Consider the following 22,965-nt stretch of genomic DNA (forward strand, 5'->3'; position numbering starts at 1 on the left):
TGCCTGCCGGCATGCCGGTGTCGAGTGCGTGACGCGGCGGCGATCAATGGGACAATGCCGCCTGAACCGAATTCGCACCAGACAGACCATGGCTCTTATCGATCTCAAGAACCTCCAGCAAGCCGCCCTTGCCTTTGGCGAGGCGCGCGGCTGGGGCAAGTATCACAGCCCGAAAAACCTGGCGATGGCGCTCAGCGTGGAAGTGGCCGAGCTGGTGGAAATCTTCCAGTGGCAGACCGAGGAAGAGTCGCGCGACATCATGTCGACGACCGAGCGTGCGCACGTGGAGCAGGAACTGGCCGATATCACGATCTACCTGACGCAGCTGGTGACGGCGCTTGGCGTTGACCTTGATGCGGCCGTGCGCGCCAAGATGGAGATGAACGCGCGCAAGTATCCGGCGCCGGACGAGGGAAAGTAGGCAGGGGCGCGATACAGCAGGTCGCGCGCGAATCACGTGTCCGCATCCTGACAGCCGCGTGCAGCAAATGCGGCTAGACTTGCTCCATCGTCTCTCGCGGAGATCGGAGCCATGGCAGTGCGCAAGCAGGGCAAGTCATCAGGCAATGTCCACATTGGTATCGGTGGCTGGAATTTTGCGCCATGGCGCGACAACTTCTACCCGGCGGGCCTGCCGCAGGCGCGCGAGCTGGAATATGCAAGCCGCCACCTGACCGCGATCGAGATCAACAGTACCTATCACGGCACGCAGAAGCGCACGTCGTTTGCGAACTGGCGCGATGCCACGCCCGATGACTTCGTGTTCGCCGTCAAGGCGTCGCGTTTTGCCACCAACCGGCGCATCCTGGCCGAGGGCGCCGATTCGATCCATCGCTTTATCGATAGCGGCATCGCCGAGTTGCGTCACAAGCTTGGCCCCATCGTCTGGCAGTTCGCGCCGACCAAGCAGTTCGTGGCCGACGATTTCGAGGCGTTCCTGAACCTGTTGCCGGACGCGGTGGAAGGCGTGTCGCTACGCCACGTGCTGGAGGTGCGCCACGCCAGTTTCATGTGCGACGAATACCTGAGGCTGGCGCGCAAGTTCAAGGCGGCCACGGTATTCACCGATTCGCCAAAATTCCCATCGTTTGCCGATCTGACCGCCGACTTCGTCTACGCGCGCCTGATGAATGCACAGGAAAAGCTGGCGACCGGCTACGCGCCGAAGGATCTGGATCAGTGGGCTGGGCGCGTGGCAAGCTGGGCCGAAGGCAAGGCACCCGACGACCTGCCCGCGGTGGAAGCCAAACCGGGGGCAAAGCTCAAGCCGAAGGCGGTCTATCTGTTCTTTATCAACGGTGCCAAGGAGCGTGCGCCTTCTGCGGCCGGAGCGTTGCTGGAGCGGCTGGGCTGGACACCGACCGAGGTGCTTCCCGTGAAGGTGGCGGTGTCGAAGGCGGCGGACGCTGAAACATCGGCGAAGGTACCGGCAAAGAAGGCCGCCGCAAAAAAGGCGCCCGCAAAGACTGCGCCGGCGAAGTCCGCATCGACGAAGGCAGCCACGGCCAAGAAGGCCACAGCAAAGACAGCCACGGCGAAAAAAGCCACCAAAAAGGCCACCACAGCCGCCACCACGCCAAAGCCTCCCGCGAAAACCGCCACCGCCAGGAAGGCAGCTGCGAAGAGACCCTCCAGTCGCGCCGCAGTGTGACGCCATGCGTGCCAGCCAGCCCTCATCCCCGGCGATAGCGCCTCGGCGCGACCCGTTTTCGGCGCTGCCACTGGAACCGATGTGGCTCGACGCGCTCGCGCAATCGGGCCACGTTGCGATGACGCCGTTGCAGTCCGCTGCCCTGCCCCTGGCGCTGGCCGGACACGACCTGATCGTGCAGGTTCGCCAGGGCGGTGGCAGTGCCACGACGCTGGCGATCGCCCTGCTGCACCGGCTCGATCCGCAGCGCTTCGACGTGCAGGCCCTGGTGCTGTGTCCCACGCGCGACCGCGCCGAGGTAGTGGCACGACGCATCCGCCAACTTGCGCGGGTGGCTGGGCAGGTCAAGGTGGCGCTGCTCTGCACCGGCATGCCGATTCGATCACAGATCGATAGCCTGATCCATGGCGCGCATATCGTTGTGGGCACACCGGGGCGCATGCTCGACCATATCGACGCGGCCAGCCTGGACCTGCGCGCGGTGAACACGGTTGTCTTCGAAGCCGCCGACACGATGCTGGACATGGGGTTTGCCGACGACATCGCCTTCGTGGCCAGCCGGTGTCCAAAATCGCGCCAGACGCTGCTGTTCCATGCGTCGCCCGATGCCGATCCGCCACCCGACATCGCGCGCCTGGCACGGCAATGGCAGCGCAAGCCGCGTGCCATCCGGTTGGCGGCAATTCATGGGCCCGTAGCCTGACGCCGTGCGGCCATGCCAACGCTGGCAACCAAGATTCGTGAAAGTCACCCTGTAAGGCGGCGCTTTCCTTTGCTAATCTGGTTAGACGCGGCCAGACCCCCGGGGGGCGCGGGCTTTTGCGCAGCACCGCATATCGATCGCGTCTGGGCAGCGACTGTTTCCAAAACGGCAACAAGGAGTCGGTGACATGAAGACCGCACGGCAGGTTCTGGAAAACAAGGCAAATCACGCCATCTTCAGCATTCCACCCACGGCGACGGTGTACGCGGCACTGCAGCTGATGGCCGACAAGGGCATCGGCGCGCTGCTGGTGATGGAGCACGACAAGATTGTCGGCATCCTGAGTGAACGGGATTACGCGCGCAAGGTGATCCTGATGCAACGCACATCGCGCGAAACGCTGGTCAAGGAGATCATGACCACGGCCGTGATCTATGTGCGCGCCGACCAGGGTACCGACGATTGCATGGCGCTGATGACCAGGCATCGCCTGCGTCACCTGCCCGTGATGGAAGGCGACGAGTTGCTGGGCATGTTGTCGATTGGCGACCTGGTCAACGACATCATCAGCGAGCAGCGCTTCACCATCGAACAGCTGGAACACTACATCACGGGCGGCTCCCGCTAGCCGGCGCATCCTCCGGCCCCGTATCCACCTTGCATCCCCCGGACATGTGAACGGACGTGTCCGGGGCGTCGCCTGGCCTGTCGTTTTTGTCCCATTGCCCCGATCCAGCGGGCAAACTGCTCCAGCGCAAAAATACTAAGCATGCATATAATTATGCGGTTACTGAATAAGGCCGCATCGATGTCATGCGGCCGGATTTTTTTGTGGTCTCCGCGGCACCCAAGGCGCCGCTCGTCCCTCGTCCGCACCCATTCGCATGTCATCGCCCTCACCTTCACAGTCCGCCGCGCTGGACGCTGCTCCGGTTATCCACGATCACGCCGCGATCATGCGCGTGATCGGCGGCATCGTGCTCTGTATCCTGCTGGCCGCCCTCGACCAGACCGTGGTGATTCCGGCAGTGCCGGCCATCGCCAATGATCTGAACGGCTTCGGCCACCTGTCGTGGATCGTCACCGCCTACCTGATCGTGTCGACGGTCACCACGCCGCTGTACGGCAAGCTGTCTGACAGTTTCGGTCGCCGGCGCCTGCTGATGCTGGCGATTTCCCTATTTATCGCCGCATCGGTGGCCTGTGCGCTGGCGCAGACGCTGACGCAGCTGATCCTGTTCCGCGCGCTGCAGGGCGTGGGCGGTGGTGGGCTGATGTCGCTGGCGCAGGCGGCCATCGCCGATGTGGTGGCACCGCGCCAGCGCGGCCGCTACCAGGGCTATCTGGCCACGGTGTGGGCCGTCTCGTCGATTGCGGGGCCGCTGGTGGGCGGCTGGGTGTCCGACCACATGTCGTGGCGCTGGCTGTTCTGGATCAACGTGCCGCTGGGGCTGCTGGCGATGGCGATGTGCTATCGCGGCCTGGCGCACCTGCGCGCGCGCGGCGGGCGCCCGCAGGTGGACTGGCTGGGCGCGAGCCTGCTGGCGGTTGCCATCGTCGCCTTCCTGCTGGCGATGAGCTGGGCGGGCGAGGCGTTCGACTGGATCTCGCTGGAAATGGGCGGCCTGCTGCTGCTGACGCTCCTGGCCGTGGCGCTGCTGGCCTGGCAGGAGCGCCGCGCCGCAGATCCGATGCTGCCGCCGCGCCTGTTCCGCAACCGCGCCTATGTGATGGGAGTGGGCGCGTCGGCGCTGGCCGCGCTCAATATCTTCCTGTGCATCTTCGCGCTGCCCCTGCAATTCCAGCTGGTACGCGATGCCGATGCATCGACATCGGGCCTGCTCGTGGTGCCGTTCCTGCTGTCCACGGTGGCCGGCAATTTCGTGGTGGCGTGGCTGGCCCCGCGTCTGGGCCGCATGCGCGAAATCCTGACCGGGGGCTATGTGGCCGCCGCCGTGGGGCTGGTGTCGATGGCAACGATCACCGCCGCCGTGCCCACCGCGCTGGTGCTGGTGGCGATGACGATTGCCGGTATCGGGCTGGGCATGTCGATGGTGGGTACGCTGATCTCCGTGCAGAACGCGCTGGAGCGCCGCGACATGGGTGCCGGCACCGGCGCGCTGCTGGTGATCCGCTCGCTGGGCAGCGCCCTGGGCGGCGCCCTGGCGGGCACGCTGCTGGCGATGGAATTCCGGGATGCGCTGGCGCGCTCGGGCGTCACCCAGGCGCTGGACCTGGGCTCGCTGCGCCATGGCAGCGAGGCCATGACCCATCTGTCGCCGGCCGTACGCCAGGTGCTGGCGGGCGGCGTGGAATCGGGTTTCCACCTGATCTACGCGGCGGGCGCGGTGGCGGCCATCATTGCGCTGGTCATCGTGCGGCGCATGCCGGACCTGGAACTGCGCAGCAGCGTGACCGAACACGCGGCCAAGATTCACATGGACTAAGGACATGCCGGGGCCAGGGGCGGCCGCCGCTGCCGCCCCGCGTCATGACGAGAAGCGCACGAGCGCGTAGACTTTGCTGCACCAACGGAAACCGGAGTCTGTACCCATGTCTCGCGAACGCACCCTGGCAACTGCAGTCCACGTGGATCGGATGCGGCAACACCTTCAGCGCACGGCCCTGCTGGGCGCGCTGGGCCTGGCCGCCGCGGCCGCCATGCTGCCGCATCCTGCCCGCGCCGCTGACAAGCCAGCCACGGTAGCGGCGCAGCCGGCGGGCAACTGCCCGGCTTCGCTGAATTTCCGGTTCCCGCGTCTGCAGGACGAATCGCCCCAGAACCTGTGCCAGTACGCCGGCAAGGTCGTGCTGGTGGTCAACACCGCCAGCTATTGCGGGTTCACGCCGCAGTACGAAGGCCTGGAGGCGCTTTACGCCAAGTACCGCGAGCGCGGTCTGGTGGTGCTGGGCTTCCCGTCGAACGACTTCTCGCAGGAGCCCGGCTCGGCCAAGGAAATCTCGGACTTCTGCTACAACACCTACGGCGTCAAGTTCCCGATGCTCGGCAAGTCCCATGTGCGTGGCGATGAAGCCAATCCGATGTACGTGATGCTGTCGAAGGAAACCGGCACCGCGCCGAAGTGGAATTTCTACAAGTACCTGATCGACCGCAAGGGCCAGGTCGTGGGCAGCTACAACAGCATGGTCAAGCCCGACGACAAGCAGTTTGTCGCCAAGATCGAAGAGTTGCTGTCCACGCGCTGAGGCGCGTTTGGCCGGGCTTGCGTCCGGCCAGTTCCAGGCGCTTTAAAGGATTCTTGATTCACATCAATTGAAAACACCGCGCAACTGAGTACTTTCGCCGCTTAAAAATAACCACAAGCGGAAGAGGGAGTCATGAGCAAGGTGCTTTACGAATCCAGCGGGCACGTCTGCCTGGCATTTACGGACCTGGTCGACGACACGCACGGAGAGGCGGTACAAAGCAACCAGTTTCTGGTGGTCGACCACGGGCATGCGGCCCTGATCGATCCGGGCGGGCAGATGACGTATAGCGAGCTATACATGACCATCAGCCGCTATTTCCCTCCCAAGCAGCTCGATTACGTGCTGGCGTCGCACGCCGATCCGGACATCGTGGCATCGGTGGGGCGCTGGCTGACGGCATCCGACAGCCGCGTGCTGATTTCCGAGGTCTGGGCCCGCTTCCTGCCGCATTTCTGCCAGACCGGGAAGACGGCCGGGCGCATCGTCCCAATTCCCGATACGGGCGTGGTGGTGCCGCTGGGCAAGTCGTCGATCATGGCGGCGCCGGCCCATTTCCTGCATTCCGAGGGCAACTTCCAGTTCTACGATCCGGTCAGCAAGATCCTGTTCTCGGGCGATCTGGGGGCGTCGATGACGTCTTCGGACGAAGCCGGCGGGGAGGTGACCGACTTCGACGCCCACGCGGCACGCATGCTGGGCTTCCACCGCCGCTACATGAGCGGAAACCGCGCGTGCCGGCTCTGGGCCGCCATGGCGCGCACGCTCGATATCCAGTGGATCGTGCCGCAGCACGGGCCGTCGTTCCGGGGGCGCGAGATGGTGGCGCGGTTCATCAACTGGGTCGACCAGCTCCAGTGCGGGCTGGACCTGATCGACGCCAGCCACTATCGCGTACCCACGCAGGTCCTGGGCTGACGGCCCCGGGGGGCGACCCGACCCGTCCTCAGTCGCGCACCAGGCCTTCGGCCCGCATCGCTGCCTGCACGGCCGGGCGGGCGGCCACGCGCGACAGGTATTCCTGCAGCCTGGGGTACGCGTCGAGCGACAGGTGCAGCAGCCGGGCCCATCCGACGATCGTGAAGCAGTACGCATCGGCCACGCTGAACTGGTTGCCCAGCAGGTAGTCGCGCGACGCCAGGTGGCCGTCCAGTTCGGCAAAGCGCTTGTGCAGCTTTGTCTTGCAGGCTTCGACGGTGCTGGCGTCGGTTTCCTTGTGCCACAGCCACGGGCTGAACACCTTGTGCAGTTCGGTCGAGATCAGTGTCAGCCAGCCCACGGCCTTGAGCCGGGCCTGTGTGCCGGGTGCCGGCAGCAGGTGGCGCTCGGGCACCTGGTCGGCGATGAACTGGAGCAGGGCGGATGCCTCGCTGTGGCGCGATCCGTCATCGAGCTGCAGCAGTGGCACGTAGCCGCGCGGGTGGATGGCGTAGTAGTCGTTGGTGCCGTTCTCGGGCTCGGCCAGCGTGTGATGGATCAGGTCGACGCGGGCCAGCGTGACGGGCAGGCCGGCTTCGCGCAAGGCGATATGGACAGCCATCGAGCAGGCGGCGGGCGAGTAGTAGAGCTTCATGGAATTCCTTGGGGAAGGGCACGGCGCGGGCTGCGGCGTGCTGTGAGGGCAGTCTAGGCAGCAGGCCGGCCCCCCACAATGCGTGGCGATGCACAGCGGGTATGCAAAGATGCATGACCTGCATGACGTGACCGGCGGATGCCGACGAGGGACGGGCGCGCCGAGGCCGCACGCCCGCCTCTGGCTTGCGATATGCTCGCGAGGCTGACCTGACCACCCGAGGAGAGGAGACAAGATGAAGCTAGTTCGCGTAGGAAACCCCGGTACCGAGCGTCCGGGCCTGGTTGATCGTGACGGCCGCGTGCGCGACCTGTCCGGCGTGATCGGCAATATCGGACCGGGCGAACTCGCGCCGGCGGCGCTGGCCCGGCTGGCGGCGATCGACCCGGCGACGTTGCCCGTGGTGGAGGGGCAACGCCATGGCGTGCCCTGGACTGGCATCGGCAAGATCATCGCCATCGGCCTGAACTACGCGGACCATGCCGCAGAAGCCGGCATGCCGCTGCCCGCCGAACCCATCGTGTTCCTGAAGGCGAATACGTCGCTGAACGGCCCGAACGACGCCGTGATGCTGCCGTTCGAGTCGCAGAAGTCGGACTGGGAGGTGGAGCTGGGCGTGGTCATCGGCACCACGGCGCGCAATGTGGCGAAGGCCCATGCGCTGGAGTATGTGGCGGGCTACTGTGTGGTGAACGATGTGTCCGAGCGCGAATTCCAGCTGGAGCGCGGTGGCACGTGGGACAAGGGCAAGGGCTGCGACACGTTCTGCCCGGTGGGGCCGTGGCTGGTTACCCGCGACGAGGTGCCCAATGCCCAGAAACTGGGCATGTGGCTGGACGTCAACGACGAGCGCATGCAGAAGGGCAGCACCGCGACGATGGTCTTCGATGTGGCTACCGTGGTCAGCTACGTGAGCCGCTTCATGACGCTGGAACCCGGCGACCTGATCGCCACCGGCACGCCGCCCGGCGTGGGCATGGGGTTCAAGCCGCCGCGCTACCTGAAGGCCGGGGATGTGATGCGCGTGGGCATCGAGGGCCTGGGCGAACAGCGCCAGGAAGTCGTGGCGTACGGCGAACGCTAGATTCTGCGATGTGAAAAATGCGGGGCGAACTCGTGGCTTCACGAGGTTCCCCGCTGAAACATCGTCTTGCAAAGCGTCGCGTTTTTAAACAAAGCGTCCGTTAAGGGCAACAGTTTTAAGGCCATTTGGGGCGCTTTCGCACGAAATCGGCATTCAGGGTTTTACCTCTGCGGGGTGCGTGAAATACTGTTCCTACATGATGTCTGCCAAATAAGAGCAATGCCATGTCTGAACACGCCCCCGAAATCGAGTCGATATTGAAGACCGTCTCGGTCAGCCTCGCCAGGAACGGTCCCACCCGCACCTTCTGCACCCTGCATGACACGCTCGACTCGCGTGACGAACTGCAGGACATCCGCCGCAGCATCCACCAGCATCCCGAACTCGCCTTCAACGAAGTCCGCACCGCGGAGCTTGTCGCCAGCAAGCTCGAAGGGTGGGGCTACGCCGTGACGCGCGGCGTGGGCGGCACCGGTGTGGTGGCCACGCTGCGATCAGGCAGTGGCAAGCGCAGTGTCGGCATCCGTGCCGACATGGACGCACTGCCGATCCACGAACGCACGAACCTGCCGTACGCCAGCGTGCATGAAGGCAAGATGCACGCCTGCGGGCACGACGGCCACACCGCCGTGCTGCTGGGCGCGGCGCGCCAGCTTGCGCGCACGCGCCACTTCAACGGCACCGTCAACCTGATCTTCCAGCCTGCCGAGGAGATCGGCGCGGGCGGCGGAGCCGAGCGCATGCTGGCCGATGGCCTGTTCGAACGGTTTCCGTGCGACGCCATCTTTGGGCTGCATAACCACCCTGGCGTGGAAGCCGGCACCTTCATGTTCCGCGCGGGGCCGTTCATGGCCGCGTGCGACACGGTGACGATCACCATCCGGGGCAAGGGCGGCCACGCGGCGCGCCCGCACCAGTCGATCGACCCGATCCTGGTGGCCGGCAGCCTGGTGATGGCCCTGCAGTCGATCGTGGCGCGCAACGTCGATCCGAACGAGACCGCCGTGGTCACCATCGGCACGCTGCACGCGGGCCACGCACCAAACGTGATCCCGGACAGCGCCCGCATGGAAATCAGCGTGCGGTCGTTCAGCGCCGAGGTGCGCGCGTCGATGGAAGCGCGTATCCGCCAGCTGGTCACGGCGCATGCCGAAGGCTATGGCGCCACGGCCGAGATCGACTACGTGCGCGGCTATCCGGTGCTGGTCAACAGCGAGGCGGAGACCGAATTCGCGCGGCAGGTGGCCGAGGAACTGGTGGGCCCGGAGCGTGCGATCGGCAATTTCCATCGCATCGCGGGCAGCGAGGACTTCGCGTATTTCCTGCAGCAGCGTCCGGGCTGCTTCGTGCGGATGGGCAACGGCGCCAACCAGCCGCTGCTGCACAACGCCGGCTACGACTTCAACGACGACAACCTGACCGTGGGCGCGGCGTACTGGACGCGTCTGGTGGAACGATATCTGGCGGAATAATGATCGACTCGTGCGATCGACAAGCCGCCAGGGCAGGGCGAATCACTTGAAGAAGGCGCTCGGCGGCACGCCAAACTGCCGCCTGAACATCGTCGCAAACGCGCTCGGGCTGTCGTAGCCCATGTCCAGCGCCACATCCACCACCTTGTCGCCGGCCGCCAGGCGTTCCAGCGCGGCCAGCAGCCGCGCCTGCTGGCGCCACTGGCCGAACGTCATGCCTGTTTCGCGGGCAAAGCGCCGCTGGATCGTCTTGGGATCCACGCCCAGGCGCGTGCCCCAGTCGGCCAGGGTCAGGTCGGTATCGGGCTCGCCCACGATCTGGTCGCAGATCTTGCGCAGGTCCGCATCGGTGGGGCGCGGCAGGTGCAGCGGCAGCGTGGGCACCAGCTTCACCTCATCGAGCAGCAGCCGCATCAGGCGGCCATCCCGCGAATCCATGGTGTAGAGCGGCGGCACGTCGATGGCCGCCAGGATCAGTTCGCGCAGCAGCGGAGAAATGCCCAGAACGGTACATTGGGTGGGCAGGTCGGGTGCGGCATCGGGACGGATATAGGCGGTGCGCATCTGCACGCGGCCCACCATGCGGATCCAGTGCGTGGTGCCGCCCGGCATCCACATGCCACGCGTGGGCGGCACGGTCCATTGCCCCTCGGCCGTCGAGACCACCATCACACCATGCATGGCATGGATCAGTTGGGCATGCGGGTGCTGGTGGGGCTTTGTGACATGGCCGGGCACGTAGTCGGCGGCCATGGCCGCGACCGGCATCGGGCTGCGGTCGTACTGGATATAGGCGGGGCGCTCGGCATAGGTGTCGGCGCGGGCGTCCATGGCGGGGTCGCGCGGCGCGTCGGCGGGCAGGGGTTTGCTGCCCGGGGTATCGCGGTCGACCCAGGCGATGCGGGCGGCGGGGGACTTCGGTGATTCGGACGGCTTGCGGCGTTGCGGCGGTCGCTGGGTACCCGGCATGTCCTTTTCTCCAAGGTTGCGGCCTCATTCTCGCAGGACAGGCGCGGATTTGCCAATTAGCATCGTCACACTTCCTCAATCCCGTCGAAACGGGCACCGGGAAGATTCCAGAGAAGAGAACCGGCCAATGCGCCCCCGACCATGAGCACAACCGTCAATTCCGCCGCCGCTGCGGCGCCTCGCGAGGAGGGCACGCGCTTTCGCGTGCTGTACGCGATCAGTTTCGCGCACTTCCTCAACGACATGATCCAGTCGCTGATCCTTGCCATCTATCCGATGCTCAAGGGCGGCTTCAACCTGAGCTTCACCCAGATTGGCCTGCTGACGCTGACGTACCAGATCACCGCGTCGCTGCTCCAGCCGATCGTGGGCCTGTACACGGACAAGCATCCCAAGCCCCATTCGCTGGCGATCGGCATGGGCTTCACGCTGGGCGGGCTGCTGCTGCTGTCGGTGGCGCCAAGCTACGGCGTGCTGCTGGTGGCGGCGGCCCTGGTGGGTACCGGCTCGTCGATCTTCCATCCGGAGTCGTCGCGCGTGGCGCGCCTGGCGTCGGGCGGCCAGCACGGCCTGGCCCAGTCGATCTTCCAGGTGGGCGGTAATGGCGGAAGTGCCATGGGTCCGCTGCTGGCCGCGTGGATCGTCCATACGCAGGGCAGCGTGGCGTGGTTCTCGCTGGCGGCGCTGCTGGCCATTGCGGTGCTGTGGCAGATCGGCGGCTGGTACGGCCGGCATCTGGCCGAGCGCGCCGCGAAGAAGAAGGCCGCTCCCGGTGCGGTCAGCAAGCTGCCGGCGTCCACCGTCGTACGCGCCATGACGGTGCTGCTGCTGCTGATCTTTTCGAAGTATTTCTATATGGCGAGCCTGAACACGTACTACACGTTCTACCTGATGGAGAAGTTCGGGCTGACGCGCCAGACATCGCAGGTCTACCTGTTCCTGTTCCTGTTCGCGGTGGCGGCGGGCACCATCCTGGGCGGCCCGATCGGTGACCGCATCGGCCGCAAGCGCGTGATCTGGGCGTCGATCCTGGGCGTGGCGCCGTTCACGCTGATGCTGCCGCACGCCAACCTGTTCTGGACGGCCGTGCTGACGGTTGTCATCGGCTTTATCCTGGCGTCGGCGTTCTCGGCCATCCTGGTGTTCGCCCAGGAGCTGATTCCGGGCAAGGTGGGCATGGTATCGGGCCTGTTCTTCGGCTTTGCGTTCGGCATGGGCGGCATTGGCGCCGCCGTGCTGGGCAAGCTGGCCGACGCGCATGGCATCGAATCGGTCTACCAGTTCTGCGCCTACCTGCCGCTGCTGGGCCTGCTGGCGGTGTTCCTGCCTGACCTGCGGGCGCGGGCCAAGGCAGCCTGACTGCCCTGACTGTATTGCCCTCTCCCGCGCGGGAGAGGGGTGCAAAGCGCCGGGCGCTTCTTACTTCCCGGCCTTGTCCTGCGACACATCCATGATCATGCGCGTCAGCAGGTACAGGCGCGGCGTCACCGAGTTCAGGTCCACGTATTCGGCGTCGTTCGAATGCGCGCCGAAGCCACGCAGGCCGAAGCGCTCGATCACCGGGGCCTTGGTGGCTGCCGCGGCAAACGCGGCGTCGGTGCCACCGCCTTCGGCCGTGTCGTAGACCGCCAGCTTTTCACCGATTTCCGCATAGATGCCCTGGGCGTGTGCGGCCAGGGCACGGGCGGCCGGCGTGACCTCCAGCGGCGGCCGGCGGCGCTCGAACTTGACCGCGACCCTGGTGTCGGGGATCAGCGTCTTGCGAGTCCGCTCCTGCAGGGTCTTTTCCAGGCCGTCGTAGTCGGCGGTGCGCAGCACGCGCACGTCGGCCTGGGCGGTCGCCACGGCCGGAATCACGTTGCGGTTGGTGCCGGCCTGCGACAGCGTCCAGTTGACCTTCAGCCCGGTGTCCGGATTCGACAGGTCGCGCATCTGCAGGATCTGGTGCGACATCTCATACAGCGCGTTCCGGCCGAGTTCCGGCGAGCTGCCCGCGTGCGACGACTTGCCTTCCACCTTGAGCGCGATGGCGCCGATGCCGCTGGTTGCCAGCGACAGGCGGTCGCCGGTCACGCGCGTGGCCTCGCACGAGAACACCGCGTCCTGCTCCGAGCCCAGTTTGGTCAGCATCGCGCGGGCACCCGGCGAGCTGATTTCCTCGTCGCCGTTGATCAGCACGGTCAGCGTGCCGTAATCCTTGAAGTTCATCTTCTGCAGGATCGCCACGGTGTGCAGGATCACGGCCACGCCGTTCTTGTCGTCGGCAATGCCCAGGCCATAAGCCTTGTCGCCTTCGACGCGGAACGGCTGCTGCGCCAGCATGCCGCGCAGGTACACGGTGTCCATGTGGGCGATCAGCATGATCTTGCGCTTGCCCGTGCCCTTGAACGTGGCATGCACCATCTTGCCCACCTTCTCGGGCGTGTCCTCCATCCGGTAGACCTCGGTGGGCTCCACCAGCTTCGCGTCGCCACCCATGGCGGCCAGCCGGTCGCGGATCAGGTTGGCAATGCGGTCCAGGCCTTCGATGTCCTTGCTGCCGGACTCGATCGACACCAGGTCCTTCATGGTGTTGATCAGCGCGGGCTTTTCCTGCTGGGCAAGCTGATAGACGGGCTCGACCGGCGCGGCTGCCGCGGTACCCGCGAACAGCGCGGCGGCCAGCGCAACCGACGACAGGGTGACAAGACGATGACGAAACACGGGGTGGGGGGCAGACACGAAACGACTCCTCTTTTCTTTCTGGTGGTGTGAAGCCCACATGTTGCGCGCGCAACGCGCACCGGTCCAGTACCCTGGCATCGGTTTTGCGGCATCATCTCGGTCATGAAGTCCGCCGTGCCCCCGTCCTCCGCATCGCCCGCCATGTCTGCCCGCCCCGCCTGCGCCCACTGCCTTGCCCTGGCCGAAGATCCGCGCCGCCGCGAGCCGCATCCGTGCCTGACGCTGCGCAACACCGCGCCGCTGGTCAGCCAGAGCGCCGCCGGCGTGCCCTTCAGCATGATGTCGTTCACCTGCCGCGAATGCGGCACGGCGTGGCGGCTCTACGACCGGGCCAATGAGCTTTTCGTGTCGTGGGTGCCCGAGCACCCGCTGGTGCGATAGCCATTGCGGCACCCGCCGGTGCGATAGCCGCCCGCCCGGCATGGGCGACGTAGCCGATCAGCTAAAATAGCGGCTGGCTGGACTTCGCCGACGCATGCCGTCTGGCTGCCAGACGCTGTTCCCTACGCGCCGCACAGGCGCCCATCCCACGTATTTCCCGCTTCCGAAGCCCGATCATGGCCGTTTTCCGCCTTTTGCCGCTGCGCGCCGCTTACCTCGCTGTCACGCTGATGGCCTCCGCCGCTACCCCCGCCCTTGCCGCCGACAACTACCCGAGCCGGCCGATCCGCATGATCGTGGCCTATCCCACGGGCGGCATCAGCGATGCCGTGGCGCGCGCGCTGGGCGAGAAGCTCTCGGTGCAGATGGGTACGTCGGTGGTGGTGGAAAACAAGGCCGGCGCCGGTGGCAGCATTGGCATCGACGCCGTGGCCAAGGCCGCGCCCGATGGCTACACGCTCGGTTTCGCGTCGACCAGCCCGCTGACGCTCAACCCGCATGTGGGCCGCGTCAACTATGACCCGCAGCGCGATGTGGCACCGGTCATGAGCGTGATGTACTCGCCCGTGCTGGTGATCGCCACGCCGAGCTTTACTGGCAAGACGTTCCAGGACCTGATCGCGCAGTCGAAGACCAAGCCGGGTTCGGTGCGCTGGGCCACGTCTGGCCTGGGTACGGTGGGCCACGTGATGCTGGAGCAGGTCCGCTCGAAGTCCAAGGCCGATATCACGCTGATTCCGTACAAGGGCGCGGGCCAGCAGATGAACGACGCGCTGGGCGGCCAGTTCGAGGTGATGAGCACCAACGCCAGCCCGATGCTGACGCAGCATATGCAGGCTGGCCGCCTGCGGGCCATCGCCGTGGGCGCGCCCAAGCGGCTCGACAGCCTGCCCAATGTGCCAACCTTCGACGAACTGGGCTATCCGAAGGCCAACCTGACGTCGACGTTCGGCATCTTCGCGCCGGGCAAGACGCCGGCGGCCATCATCGACAAGCTCAACGCCGAACTGAACAAGGCACTGGCCGAGCCCGAGGTGCGGGACCGCCTGATGCGCGGTGGCGAGGTGCCCACCGGCGGCTCGGCAGCGCAGTTTGCCAAGGCCATCCACGCCGAATCGCAGGAGAACGCCCGCATCGTCAAGGAAGCCGGCATCAAGGCGGACTGAGCGGACTGAGTGGATTGACCGGGCTGGGGGCAGGGCGCACGTCCTGTCGCCTCCTTATCGTACCCTCCGCACCTTCATCATATTTTCTTCAAGCCACGTCGAGCCGGCTGCCCAGCCGGTAGACCGTGCGCAGCATCACGCCATTGAAGGGCCATAGCGCCAGCTTGGTCCGGATGCGCGACAGATGGCTGTCGATGGTGCGCGACTGTTCGTCCATGTTGGCACCGCGCCAGACCTTGTCGATCATCGTCCGGCGCGCCACCAGCGTGCCCAGATGCCGGAACAGCAGCAGCGCCAGCGCATATTCCTTGGGCGACAGCGTTACCGGCACGCCTTTCACCCAGACCTGCCGCTCGGACACGGCGAAGCGATATTCGCCGCAGACCAGCTGGTCGGGGCCGTTTTCCAGCACGCCGGCGGGCACAGTGGCCGGCCGCACCGGCTGCGCGGCGGCGCGCCGGGCCAGGGCCTCGATGCGCGCGAGCAGTTCGCCGTCACGCACGGGCTGTGGCACATAGGCATCGGCGCCGGCCATCAGGCAGCGCGCCACGTCCGATTCGGCATCGCTGGCGCCAAACATCATCACGGGCAGGCCGTGTCCGAGCGTGCGTCTTACCCAGTCCAGCAATTCCTCGGCATCGGCGTCCGCCACGTCGCGGTCCAGCAGCAGCATGTCGAAAGGCTCGGCATGGATGGCGTCCACCAGTGGCGGCCCGCAGCGAAAGCGTGCCAGATGGTGCCCGCCCCGATGCAGGGCGCGCTCCAGCACCATGATGCGGGCCGGATTGTCTTCAAGCGCGGCGATCTTCACGTTGGGTATTCCTTGCAGGTCCTTGCCGGTCATTTACTGCGGCCCATGGTAGGTCGCCGCCCGTTGCGGACGAAGTAAACATTTGTGGCGGACCCAAAAATGAGCATCGTCTTATAGGGTTTGTGCGCAACTCCGCATCTAATGGCCGTTGGAATCATTCAACGGCGCCCCGGAACGGGGGCGCGACGACGCATGACGAAGACAGGACTGAGGGTGGCCTCGCTGGAGAACGACAGCGCCCAGGCGGCGATGATCCGCGCCATTGTGAACGGCGCCGGCCATGAATGCGTGACCTTTACCGACGGTCGCCGCATGTTGCTGACCTTGCGCAAGGTGACGTTCGACCTGCTGCTGCTGGACTGGGATGTGCCGCACGTGTCCGGGCTCGAAGTGCTGCACTGGGTGCGCACGCACCTGGACCCGCGGCTGCCGGTGATGTTCGTGGCCCGGCGCCCGGCCGAGGCCGATATCGCAGCTGCGCTGGCCGCCGGCGCCGACGACTACATGGTCAAGCCGATCCGGTCGGTGGAACTGTCCGCACGCGTCCAGGCGCTGCTGCGGCGGGTCTATCCCGATACGCGCCAGCGCGACGACGACCGCCTGGCCTGGGGCTGCTACGCATTCGACATCGTCACGCACCAGGCCACGCGCGACGGTGCGGTGGTGCCGCTCACGCCCAAGGAATTCGAACTGGCGCTGCTGATGTTCCGCAATGCCAACCGCGTGGTGCCGCGCGACCACATGGTGACGGCGGTCTGGGGCCGCGAGTTCTCGCCGATGTCGCGCACCATCGACACGCATATCTCGCGCGTGCGCAACAAGCTCGGGCTGTGGGATGAAAACGGCGTGCGCGTGGTGCCGGTCTACACCTACGGCTACCGGCTGGAACTGCTGGACGGGCAGGCGGCGGGAGATGCCATGGCGCAACGGCGCAGGAGCGCCAGCCAGGCGCCGGACGAAAAAAAAGGCACCCGAAGGTGCCTTTCCCAAAACAGTTGACCGAGTGACCGATCAGAAAATGTGGCGCATGCCCACGCCGAAGCTGGTCTGGTTGCCACGACCCGGCAGTTCGGTTTCGGTAGCGCCCGAAACCTTGTTCCAGTCGGCGGCACCGTAGACCTGGGTGCGCTTCGACAGCGAGTACTCGGCGATGAACGCGGCGGTGTAGCGACGACCGTTGTTGTCGTTGATGCCGTTCTTGTTCTCGACGTAGTCGCCGTAGAAGGCGCCGGTCAGGGCCAGGGCCGGCGTGACGTTGTACGTCACACCTGCGTAACCCAGCGTGTCCTTGCGCGGGTTAGCCGGAGCCAGGCCAGCCAGTTGAGCGCCGGTCGGGTTGTTCCAGCGGGTGGTCGTCACGACCAGGGCGTTGTTCAGCGTGTTGTCGATCACGCCGGTCTTGTCCTTGCCACCGATGTAGCCCAGGAAGAACTTGGCCGGACCGAACGTGTACTTACCGGCAGCGCCCCACATTTGTTGCTTGTTGCCGTTGCTGTCACGGATTTCCTGGTACACACCGCCCACGCCCAGGGGACCCCAGTTGTAGGCCACACGTGCGCCGAAGTACGGCGAGTTCGTGCCGGCGCCCGAACCGCTGGCCTTCGTGAAGCTGCCCGGGGTTTCGCCGAAGCCGTAGCTCAGGCCAACGTCCAGACCGCTGAACGAGCCGCTGTAGCTGATCACGTTGTTACGGCGCAGCTGCGTGAGGCTGTAGTACATCCACGAGTTGCCGTTGTAGTTACCGATGGTCAGCGGATCGTAGTCGCCGAAGAAGTTAAACCCTTCGGTGTACTGACGGCCCAGCTTGACCGCGCCGAAGTCGCCGGCCAGGCCAACGTATGCTTGACGGTTGAAGATCTGGCCCGACGAGCTCATCGTGCCGTTGTCGAGGTTGAAGCCGTTTTCCAGCTGGAAGATGGCCTTCAGGTTGTTGCCCAGGGCTTCCGAGCCCTTCAGGCCCCAACGGCTCTGGGTGATCGCGCCGTTGTCCACTGCCACTTGGCTGTGGTTTTGAGCGTCGGCGTTGTTGGTGTAGTGAATGCTTGCGTCAACGATACCGTACAGCGTGACGGACGTTTGCGCGAATGCGCTGCTTGCGCACAGCGAACCAACGGCGAGGGCCAGTAGCGATTTCTTCATGGTGCTCCTTTTCTGTCTTGTGGTCGGATCGCCCCGGATCACGGCGCGTCCGTCTTTGTGGATAACGTTTGCACTAAACGCCGCGAAAATTTAACAAAAGGCGGATGTTTCGGACATAAAACCGAAGCGAAGGCCCGTTCCAAAGAGACATTTGGTGCAATTTCGTTGGTTTGCCGCTACACAATGTCGGAAGGCTCGCGAAATGGTGCAAGGCACCATGCGCCAGGGCGGTGCAAGGCAGGCGGGAAGCGGGAAAGCAGGCGGAAGGCAGCACGCGACACAACCGCCACGCGGGGCGGTTGCTGCGCTGCAATATCCCCAACGAACGTGGGGAAGGGTTATCCCTCGAAAGGGTCAGGCCCCGGCTCGCATCGACGAGCCGGCAAAGCTCAGGCCTGCGGAATCTCGATCTTGACCTCGAGCACTTCCAGGTTGTCCTGGCGCTCCAGGCTGACGCGCAGATCCTGGTCGCTGATCTTCACGTATTTCGAGATAACGGCCACCAGCTCGCGCTGCAGGGCCGGCAGGTAATCGGCCGGCGCCGAATGGCCGGACCGTTCGTGGGCGAGAATGATCTGCAGCCGCTCTTTCGCGACCGACGCGGACTTCTTCTTCTCCCCGAGCAGGAAGGACAGGATCGACATATGGATGAGCCCTCCTTTTACTTGTTGCCGAAGATGCGCGAGAGCAGGCCCGGCTTCTGGTAGTCAGTGAAACGCAGCGGCTTTTCCTTGCCCAGGAAGCGGTCCACCACGTCGCCATAGGCGTCGGCCACGTCGGTGCCTTCCAGATGGATGGCCGGCGTGCCCTGGTTGGAAGCATGCAGCACGGCTTCCGATTCCGGTACCACGCCGATCAACTTGATGCGCAGGATTTCCTGGATATCGGTCAGCGACAGCATTTCGCCGCCGTGCACGCGCTTGGGGTTGTAGCGCGTGATCAGCAGGTGTTCCTTGATCGTCTCGCCTTCGCTGGCGCGCTTGGTCTTCGAGGCCAGGATGCCGAGAATGCGGTCCGAGTCACGTACCGACGAGACTTCGGGGTTGGTCACGATCAGTGCCTCGTCGGCAAAGTACATGGCCATCAGCGCGCCGGTCTCGATGCCGGCCGGCGAATCGCAGACGATGAACTCGAAGTCCATGGCCTTCAGGTCGTTGATGACCTTTTCCACGCCTTCGCGCGTCAGCGCGTCCTTGTCGCGCGTCTGCGACGCCGGCAGGATGAACAGGTTCTCGCACTTCTTGTCCTTGATCAACGCCTGGTGCAGGTTGGCTTCGCCCTGCACCACGTTGATCAGGTCATACACCACGCGGCGCTCGCAACCCATGATCAGGTCGAGGTTGCGCAGGCCGACGTCGAAATCGATCACGACAGTCTTGTGGCCACGCAGGGCCAGGCCGGCGGCGAAGCTCGCGCTGGTGGTGGTCTTGCCGACGCCTCCCTTGCCGGAGGTCACTACGATGATTTTTGCCATGGCTCTTGGTCCGGTATGAAAGTTGTTCGTCGTGATGGGCGCGGCGGCGGTTATTTCATCCGCAGCGGTTCAAGAATCAGTTTTTCGTCGGCCAGCCGTACCTGGGCCGATTTGCCGAGCACATCGGCCGGGAGCGTCTGCTCGGCGGTCCGGTAGATGCCGGCGATGGAAATCAGTTCGGGCTCCAGGCACGTGCAGAAGATGCGTGCGTCCGGGTTGCCCTTGACGCCCGCCAGCGCACGGCCACGCAGCGGGGCGTAGATATGGATGTTGCCTTCGGCGATGACCTCGGCGCCGTAGCTGACCAGGTCCAGGATCACCACGTCGCCCTGCGCGTACACCTGCTGGCCCGAGCGCAGCGGCTTGTCGATCAGCAGCGTGGGGATGGCGCGCGGCGTGGCGGCTGCGGCGTTGGCCGCGGCCATGATTTCGGCGATTTCCGATGCCTTGCCGTTGGCCGTACCCGATTCGGCGCCAATTGTCGGAGTCGGGGCGGTGTTTGCGGGCGCGTCATCGGCGGCCTTGTCGGCACCTTTTTCCGTGTCCGGCTTGTCCCTGGCGGCATCGTCGCGGCCGCCGCGCCGGCCCTGGCTGTCCAGCAGCGGCAAGCCGAAGCCGCCCGCCCAGCTGCGCTGGTCGGGGCGCGCCACCACGCCGATGGCGCGGGCATTCAGGGTGGAAAGGGTGTCGATCACGCGGTCCAGCGCCAGCGCGCTGTCGCCGTCCAGGCGGCGCAGGTCCAGCGCCACCACATCGTCGGAGAAGAAATCGGGGGTTGATTCGAAGCGGGAGAGAAGGTCATCCCGCAGCGCGTCCATGTCCGCGGTCTGCAGGGCGAGAAGGAGGGCGTCGACATTGCCACTGCGCAGCTCGAAACGTGGCGATTTCTTCTGAGACATAGCCGGGTGACCGTGGAAATGGGACATTCTAACGTCGGATTTCTCGGGAACTGTAACAAATCTTGGCCCGCCTGCCGGGGGTGGACGATGCGGACCATATGCCCCGCACAGGGGCGCGCGCATGTGGCGGGCGGGGCGGTGCGGACATCGACCGCGCCCCGGATCGAAGGCGAATACGGGTACACCCTGATGTCAGCGCAACGCCTATCGCGCGCTTGTGCTGTGCTTGTTACGATTGCGCATCTCGAAAGCGGAGGAGCCATGGGCGCCATCGTCAACTGCGCGGCCTATCGCCATGGCAAGAAGCTTGGCAAGGTGGATTTCGCCGATATCGGCCAGGTGCTGACGGAACCGGGCACGTTCGTCTGGCTGGGCTTGCACGAGCCGGACCTGACGCTGCTGCGCCGGGTGCAGCAGGCCTTCGGGCTGCATGACCTGGCCGTGGAAGACGCGCTGGACGCCCATCAGCGGCCCAAGCTCGAAACGTATGGCGATTCGGTGTTCGTGGTGCTCAACACCGCGCAGCTGGCGGGCGAGGACGTGGTGGTGGGCGAAACCCACCTGTTCGTCGGCCCGAACTACGTGGTGTCGGTGCGCCACGGCGCCAGTTCCACCTATGCGCCGGTGCGCGAGCGATGCGAGGAAGATCCGCAGGGGCTGGCCAATGGCCCCGGCTACGTGCTGTACGCGCTGATGGATTTCGTGGTCGACCACTATCTGCCCATCGTCACGCGGCTGGAGGACGCCTTCGAGGAACTGGAGCGCGGCATTTTTCGCGACGAGTTCGACCGCGAGGCCATCCAGCGGCTGTACCACGTCAAGCACCAGGTACTACGGCTGCGCAATGCCGTGTATCCGGTGGAGGACATCTGCAGCCAGCTGATCAGGCTGCATGACGACCTGGTGCCCAAGGAACTGCGCGCCTACTTCCGCGATATCGAGGACCACTGCAGCCGCATCGTGCGGTCGCTCGACGTGGTGCGCGAGATGTTGACCACCGCTGTCCAGGTCAATCTGGCGCTGGTGACCGTGACCCAGAACGAGGTGGTGAAACGGCTGGCCGGCTGGGGCGCCATCCTGGCGGTGCCGACGGTGGTGTTCTCGCTGTACGGCATGAATTTCAGCTTCATGCCGGAACTGCAGTGGCACTACGCGTATCCGGTGGTGATCGGTTTTACCGTCACGGCGTGCGGGCTGCTCTGGCGCAAGCTGCACCGGGCGGGCTGGATCTGAGCCGAGGGCCGCCGTTATGGGCTCCCCGCTCCCATGAAGCGGGAGAGGGGTGGGGAGACGGCGGGAGTCTCAAGCCGGGACGAGCTGCAGATTGCACCGCTGCGCCTTCTCCCCCAACCCCTCGCGCGCGCGGGAGAGGGGAGTGTAGTGGTCCAATTTCCTCAGACAGGTCGATAGGTGGAAAATCACGATCGACGAGGAAAGACGACATGACAAAGCAACGCCGCAAGTTTGACGCTGCCTTCAAGCTGGAGGTAGTCCGGATGATCCGGGATCAGGGCCTATCGGTCGCCGAGGTTTGCCACACGATGGCGATTGGCGAGACCGCCTTACGGCGCTGGCTGGTCCAGTACGACCTTGAAGTGGCTGGCGGCAAGGGAGTGGGCAAGCCGCTGACGCCTGAGCAGCAGCGCATTCGCCAGCTCGAAGAGGAAAACCGCCGCCTGAAGGAGGACAACCTGATCCTAAAAAAGGCATCGGCCTTCTTCGCCCGCGAACTCAAGTGATCTATCGAGTGGTTAGCGGATTGCAGAAGGAGGCGATCGCCATCAGTCGGGCATGCCGGGTGCTGGGCGTGAGCCGGGCGGGGTATTACGCGGCCGGGCGAGAGCCTGCCACCAAGGAGAAGGCCTTGCGGCAGGCGGTGTATGTGCGGGCGGCGTTCGAGGCCAGCGGACGTACCTACGGCAGCCGGCGCGTGGCGCAGGATTTGGACAGGCAGGGGGTGAAGATCGGGCGCTATCGGGCCCGCACGCTGATGCGCCAGGAGAATCTGCACCCGGTGTGGAAGCGCAAGTTCGTGGCGACGACTGACAGCCGGCATGGCAGGCCGGTGGCGCCGAACGTGCTGAGCAGGCAGTTCAGGCCCGCACAGCCCAACCGGGCCTGGGTGTCGGACATCACGTATGTGCGCACGGGGGAAGGCTGGTTGTATCTGGCGGTGGTGTTGGACCTGTATTCGCGCAAGGTAGTGGGCTGGGCCAGCGCAGCGGCCATGCCCGCCGCGCTGGTGGCGTCGGCCTTGAAGATGGCCATCCTGCAGCGCAATCCGGCGCCCGGACTGATAGTGCATTCGGACCGGGGCAGCCAGTATGCAAGCGAGGAGTACCAGGGATTGCTGGCGCGCCACGGCCTGGTTTGCAGCATGAGCCGGGCCGGCGATTGCTGGGATAACGCTGTAGCAGAACGCTTCTTCCTGAACCTGAAGATGGAGCGCGTCTGGCAGAGGCGGTACGTCGACCGGGCCGAAGCCCGGCGCGACATCACGCAGTACATCGTGGGTTTCTACAACCCGGTGCGCTTGCATTCGACACTGGGCTACACGTCGCCAACAGACTACGAGGACAAGTTCCAACAGACCACCCTAATACCTGTCTGAAAAAACTTGACCACTACAGAGAAATCCGATCCACGCCGGGGGCATTCGGCCATTTTTATATTTCGTTTACACCCCCTCTGCGCCTCTCTACCCCGTTTTTA

The 22,965-nt window shown here is 65.2% G+C and carries 22 protein-coding genes and 1 pseudogene; 15 read left to right on the forward strand and 8 right to left on the reverse strand.

Annotated elements, in window-relative coordinates:
- Window positions 1-88: 88 nt before the first annotated feature.
- The 7 genes and pseudogenes from ACOABP_RS09150 (at window position 89) to ACOABP_RS09180 (ending at window position 6,479) form a co-directional block, all read left to right on the forward strand.
- Window positions 89-421, forward strand: a complete 333-nt coding sequence (locus ACOABP_RS09150; protein ID WP_474224634.1) for a nucleotide pyrophosphohydrolase — start codon at window positions 89-91, stop codon at window positions 419-421.
- A gap of 111 nt (window positions 422-532) precedes the next feature.
- Window positions 533-1,360, forward strand: a pseudogene (locus ACOABP_RS09155) (DUF72 domain-containing protein); the annotation flags it as partial.
- Window positions 1,361-1,655: 295 nt separating this feature from the next.
- Complete coding sequence (locus ACOABP_RS09160) at window positions 1,656-2,354, forward strand: DEAD/DEAH box helicase (protein WP_474224636.1); 699 nt, start codon at window positions 1,656-1,658, stop codon at window positions 2,352-2,354.
- 187 nt (window positions 2,355-2,541) lie between these two features.
- A complete protein-coding gene (locus ACOABP_RS09165) occupies window positions 2,542-2,982 on the forward strand; it encodes a CBS domain-containing protein (protein ID WP_474224638.1) in 441 nt (146 codons plus the stop codon).
- A gap of 328 nt (window positions 2,983-3,310) precedes the next feature.
- Window positions 3,311-4,801, forward strand: coding sequence for an MDR family MFS transporter (locus tag ACOABP_RS09170; protein WP_474227801.1), 1,491 nt, complete (start codon window positions 3,311-3,313; stop codon window positions 4,799-4,801).
- Window positions 4,802-4,907: 106 nt separating this feature from the next.
- Window positions 4,908-5,561, forward strand: coding sequence for a glutathione peroxidase (locus tag ACOABP_RS09175; protein WP_474224640.1), 654 nt, complete (start codon window positions 4,908-4,910; stop codon window positions 5,559-5,561).
- Window positions 5,562-5,693: 132 nt separating this feature from the next.
- Complete coding sequence (locus ACOABP_RS09180; protein WP_474224642.1) at window positions 5,694-6,479, forward strand: oxygen-binding di-iron domain-containing protein; 786 nt, start codon at window positions 5,694-5,696, stop codon at window positions 6,477-6,479.
- A gap of 28 nt (window positions 6,480-6,507) precedes the next feature.
- On the opposite strand, the gene gstA is transcribed toward ACOABP_RS09180, so the two are convergent.
- A complete protein-coding gene (gene gstA / locus ACOABP_RS09185; RefSeq protein WP_474224644.1) occupies window positions 6,508-7,134 on the reverse strand; it encodes a glutathione transferase GstA in 627 nt (208 codons plus the stop codon).
- Window positions 7,135-7,369: 235 nt separating this feature from the next.
- Between gstA and ACOABP_RS09190 the strand changes: the two genes are divergently transcribed.
- Window positions 7,370-8,218 carry a fumarylacetoacetate hydrolase family protein gene (locus ACOABP_RS09190; RefSeq protein WP_474224646.1) on the forward strand — a complete coding sequence of 283 codons (849 nt, stop codon included), beginning with the start codon at window positions 7,370-7,372 and terminating at the stop codon, window positions 8,216-8,218.
- Between the two features lie 224 nt (window positions 8,219-8,442).
- Entirely contained in the window at window positions 8,443-9,690 is a 1,248-nt protein-coding gene (locus ACOABP_RS09195) for a M20 aminoacylase family protein (RefSeq protein WP_474224648.1), read from the forward strand.
- 42 nt (window positions 9,691-9,732) lie between these two features.
- Here ACOABP_RS09195 and ACOABP_RS09200 read toward each other — a convergent pair whose 3' ends face one another.
- Window positions 9,733-10,551, reverse strand: a complete 819-nt coding sequence (locus tag ACOABP_RS09200; RefSeq protein ID WP_474227802.1) for an AraC family transcriptional regulator — start codon at window positions 10,549-10,551, stop codon at window positions 9,733-9,735.
- 249 nt (window positions 10,552-10,800) lie between these two features.
- Between ACOABP_RS09200 and ACOABP_RS09205 the strand changes: the two genes are divergently transcribed.
- Entirely contained in the window at window positions 10,801-12,018 is a 1,218-nt protein-coding gene (locus ACOABP_RS09205) for an MFS transporter (RefSeq protein WP_474224650.1), read from the forward strand.
- A gap of 60 nt (window positions 12,019-12,078) precedes the next feature.
- Here the strand turns inward: ACOABP_RS09205 and ACOABP_RS09210 are convergent, their stop codons facing one another.
- Entirely contained in the window at window positions 12,079-13,422 is a 1,344-nt protein-coding gene (locus ACOABP_RS09210; RefSeq protein ID WP_474224652.1) for a M20/M25/M40 family metallo-hydrolase, read from the reverse strand.
- Between the two features lie 63 nt (window positions 13,423-13,485).
- On the opposite strand from ACOABP_RS09210, the gene ACOABP_RS09215 reads away from it, so the two are divergent.
- Both ACOABP_RS09215 and ACOABP_RS09220 read left to right on the forward strand, forming a co-directional pair.
- Window positions 13,486-13,764 carry a hypothetical protein gene (locus ACOABP_RS09215; RefSeq protein WP_474224653.1) on the forward strand — a complete coding sequence of 93 codons (279 nt, stop codon included), beginning with the start codon at window positions 13,486-13,488 and terminating at the stop codon, window positions 13,762-13,764.
- A gap of 176 nt (window positions 13,765-13,940) precedes the next feature.
- Window positions 13,941-14,930 (forward strand): Bug family tripartite tricarboxylate transporter substrate binding protein, encoded by a 990-nt coding sequence (locus tag ACOABP_RS09220; protein WP_474224655.1) that lies wholly within the window; start codon window positions 13,941-13,943, stop codon window positions 14,928-14,930.
- An 88-nt stretch (window positions 14,931-15,018) separates the two neighbouring features.
- On the opposite strand, the gene ACOABP_RS09225 is transcribed toward ACOABP_RS09220, so the two are convergent.
- The gene (locus ACOABP_RS09225; RefSeq protein ID WP_474224657.1) at window positions 15,019-15,741 is read right to left on the reverse strand and encodes a response regulator transcription factor; all 723 of its coding nucleotides are present in this window, start codon (window positions 15,739-15,741) and stop codon (window positions 15,019-15,021) included.
- 192 nt (window positions 15,742-15,933) lie between these two features.
- Here ACOABP_RS09225 and ACOABP_RS09230 point away from each other — a divergent pair, with 192 nt between their 5' ends.
- The gene (locus ACOABP_RS09230; RefSeq protein WP_474224659.1) at window positions 15,934-16,740 is read left to right on the forward strand and encodes a response regulator transcription factor; all 807 of its coding nucleotides are present in this window, start codon (window positions 15,934-15,936) and stop codon (window positions 16,738-16,740) included.
- Window positions 16,741-16,752: 12 nt separating this feature from the next.
- Here the strand turns inward: ACOABP_RS09230 and ACOABP_RS09235 are convergent, their stop codons facing one another.
- The 4 genes from ACOABP_RS09235 to minC all read right to left on the reverse strand — a co-directional run bounded on the left by ACOABP_RS09235 (window position 16,753) and on the right by minC (window position 20,253).
- Window positions 16,753-17,880 (reverse strand): porin, encoded by a 1,128-nt coding sequence (locus ACOABP_RS09235; protein ID WP_474224661.1) that lies wholly within the window; start codon window positions 17,878-17,880, stop codon window positions 16,753-16,755.
- Window positions 17,881-18,269: 389 nt separating this feature from the next.
- Window positions 18,270-18,524 (reverse strand): cell division topological specificity factor MinE, encoded by a 255-nt coding sequence (gene minE, locus ACOABP_RS09240; RefSeq protein ID WP_008645119.1) that lies wholly within the window; start codon window positions 18,522-18,524, stop codon window positions 18,270-18,272.
- Window positions 18,525-18,541: 17 nt separating this feature from the next.
- Window positions 18,542-19,354, reverse strand: a complete 813-nt coding sequence (gene minD, locus ACOABP_RS09245) for a septum site-determining protein MinD (RefSeq protein WP_066734666.1) — start codon at window positions 19,352-19,354, stop codon at window positions 18,542-18,544.
- A 50-nt stretch (window positions 19,355-19,404) separates the two neighbouring features.
- Window positions 19,405-20,253 (reverse strand): septum site-determining protein MinC, encoded by an 849-nt coding sequence (gene minC, locus ACOABP_RS09250; protein ID WP_474224663.1) that lies wholly within the window; start codon window positions 20,251-20,253, stop codon window positions 19,405-19,407.
- Window positions 20,254-20,514: 261 nt separating this feature from the next.
- Here minC and ACOABP_RS09255 point away from each other — a divergent pair, with 261 nt between their 5' ends.
- Complete coding sequence (locus tag ACOABP_RS09255; protein ID WP_474224665.1) at window positions 20,515-21,486, forward strand: magnesium and cobalt transport protein CorA; 972 nt, start codon at window positions 20,515-20,517, stop codon at window positions 21,484-21,486.
- Window positions 21,487-21,695: 209 nt separating this feature from the next.
- Window positions 21,696-22,864 (forward strand): IS3 family transposase gene (locus ACOABP_RS09260; RefSeq protein WP_474224667.1). Its coding sequence is split into 2 segments (ribosomal slippage): window positions 21,696-21,963 and window positions 21,963-22,864, totalling 1,170 coding nucleotides; the frame shifts between segments, so codons are not numbered across the junction.
- Window positions 22,865-22,965 lie beyond the last annotated feature (101 nt).

Source organism: Cupriavidus sp. HE11, from assembly GCF_056097175.1.

Excerpts from the sequence above, each read along its gene's own strand:
- ACOABP_RS09180 (WP_474224642.1), top strand. The coding sequence starts at position 5,694 with ATGAGCAAGGTGCTTTACGAATCCAGCGGGCACGTCTGCCTGGCATTT.
- minD (WP_066734666.1), bottom strand. The coding sequence starts at position 19,354 with ATGGCAAAAATCATCGTAGTGACCTCCGGCAAGGGAGGCGTCGGCAAG.
- ACOABP_RS09170 (WP_474227801.1), top strand. The coding sequence starts at position 3,311 with ATGCGCGTGATCGGCGGCATCGTGCTCTGTATCCTGCTGGCCGCCCTC.
- minE (WP_008645119.1), bottom strand. The coding sequence starts at position 18,524 with ATGTCGATCCTGTCCTTCCTGCTCGGGGAGAAGAAGAAGTCCGCGTCG.
- ACOABP_RS09160 (WP_474224636.1), top strand. The coding sequence starts at position 1,656 with ATGCGTGCCAGCCAGCCCTCATCCCCGGCGATAGCGCCTCGGCGCGAC.
- ACOABP_RS09230 (WP_474224659.1), top strand. The coding sequence starts at position 15,934 with ATGACGAAGACAGGACTGAGGGTGGCCTCGCTGGAGAACGACAGCGCC.
- ACOABP_RS09255 (WP_474224665.1), top strand. The coding sequence starts at position 20,515 with ATGGGCGCCATCGTCAACTGCGCGGCCTATCGCCATGGCAAGAAGCTT.
- gstA (WP_474224644.1), bottom strand. The coding sequence starts at position 7,134 with ATGAAGCTCTACTACTCGCCCGCCGCCTGCTCGATGGCTGTCCATATC.
- ACOABP_RS09175 (WP_474224640.1), top strand. The coding sequence starts at position 4,908 with ATGTCTCGCGAACGCACCCTGGCAACTGCAGTCCACGTGGATCGGATG.
- ACOABP_RS09235 (WP_474224661.1), bottom strand. The coding sequence starts at position 17,880 with ATGAAGAAATCGCTACTGGCCCTCGCCGTTGGTTCGCTGTGCGCAAGC.
- ACOABP_RS09165 (WP_474224638.1), top strand. The coding sequence starts at position 2,542 with ATGAAGACCGCACGGCAGGTTCTGGAAAACAAGGCAAATCACGCCATC.
- minC (WP_474224663.1), bottom strand. The coding sequence starts at position 20,253 with ATGTCTCAGAAGAAATCGCCACGTTTCGAGCTGCGCAGTGGCAATGTC.
- ACOABP_RS09195 (WP_474224648.1), top strand. The coding sequence starts at position 8,443 with ATGTCTGAACACGCCCCCGAAATCGAGTCGATATTGAAGACCGTCTCG.
- ACOABP_RS09150 (WP_474224634.1), top strand. The coding sequence starts at position 89 with ATGGCTCTTATCGATCTCAAGAACCTCCAGCAAGCCGCCCTTGCCTTT.
- ACOABP_RS09210 (WP_474224652.1), bottom strand. The coding sequence starts at position 13,422 with ATGTGGGCTTCACACCACCAGAAAGAAAAGAGGAGTCGTTTCGTGTCT.
- ACOABP_RS09190 (WP_474224646.1), top strand. The coding sequence starts at position 7,370 with ATGAAGCTAGTTCGCGTAGGAAACCCCGGTACCGAGCGTCCGGGCCTG.
- ACOABP_RS09205 (WP_474224650.1), top strand. The coding sequence starts at position 10,801 with ATGAGCACAACCGTCAATTCCGCCGCCGCTGCGGCGCCTCGCGAGGAG.
- ACOABP_RS09220 (WP_474224655.1), top strand. The coding sequence starts at position 13,941 with ATGGCCGTTTTCCGCCTTTTGCCGCTGCGCGCCGCTTACCTCGCTGTC.
- ACOABP_RS09215 (WP_474224653.1), top strand. The coding sequence starts at position 13,486 with ATGAAGTCCGCCGTGCCCCCGTCCTCCGCATCGCCCGCCATGTCTGCC.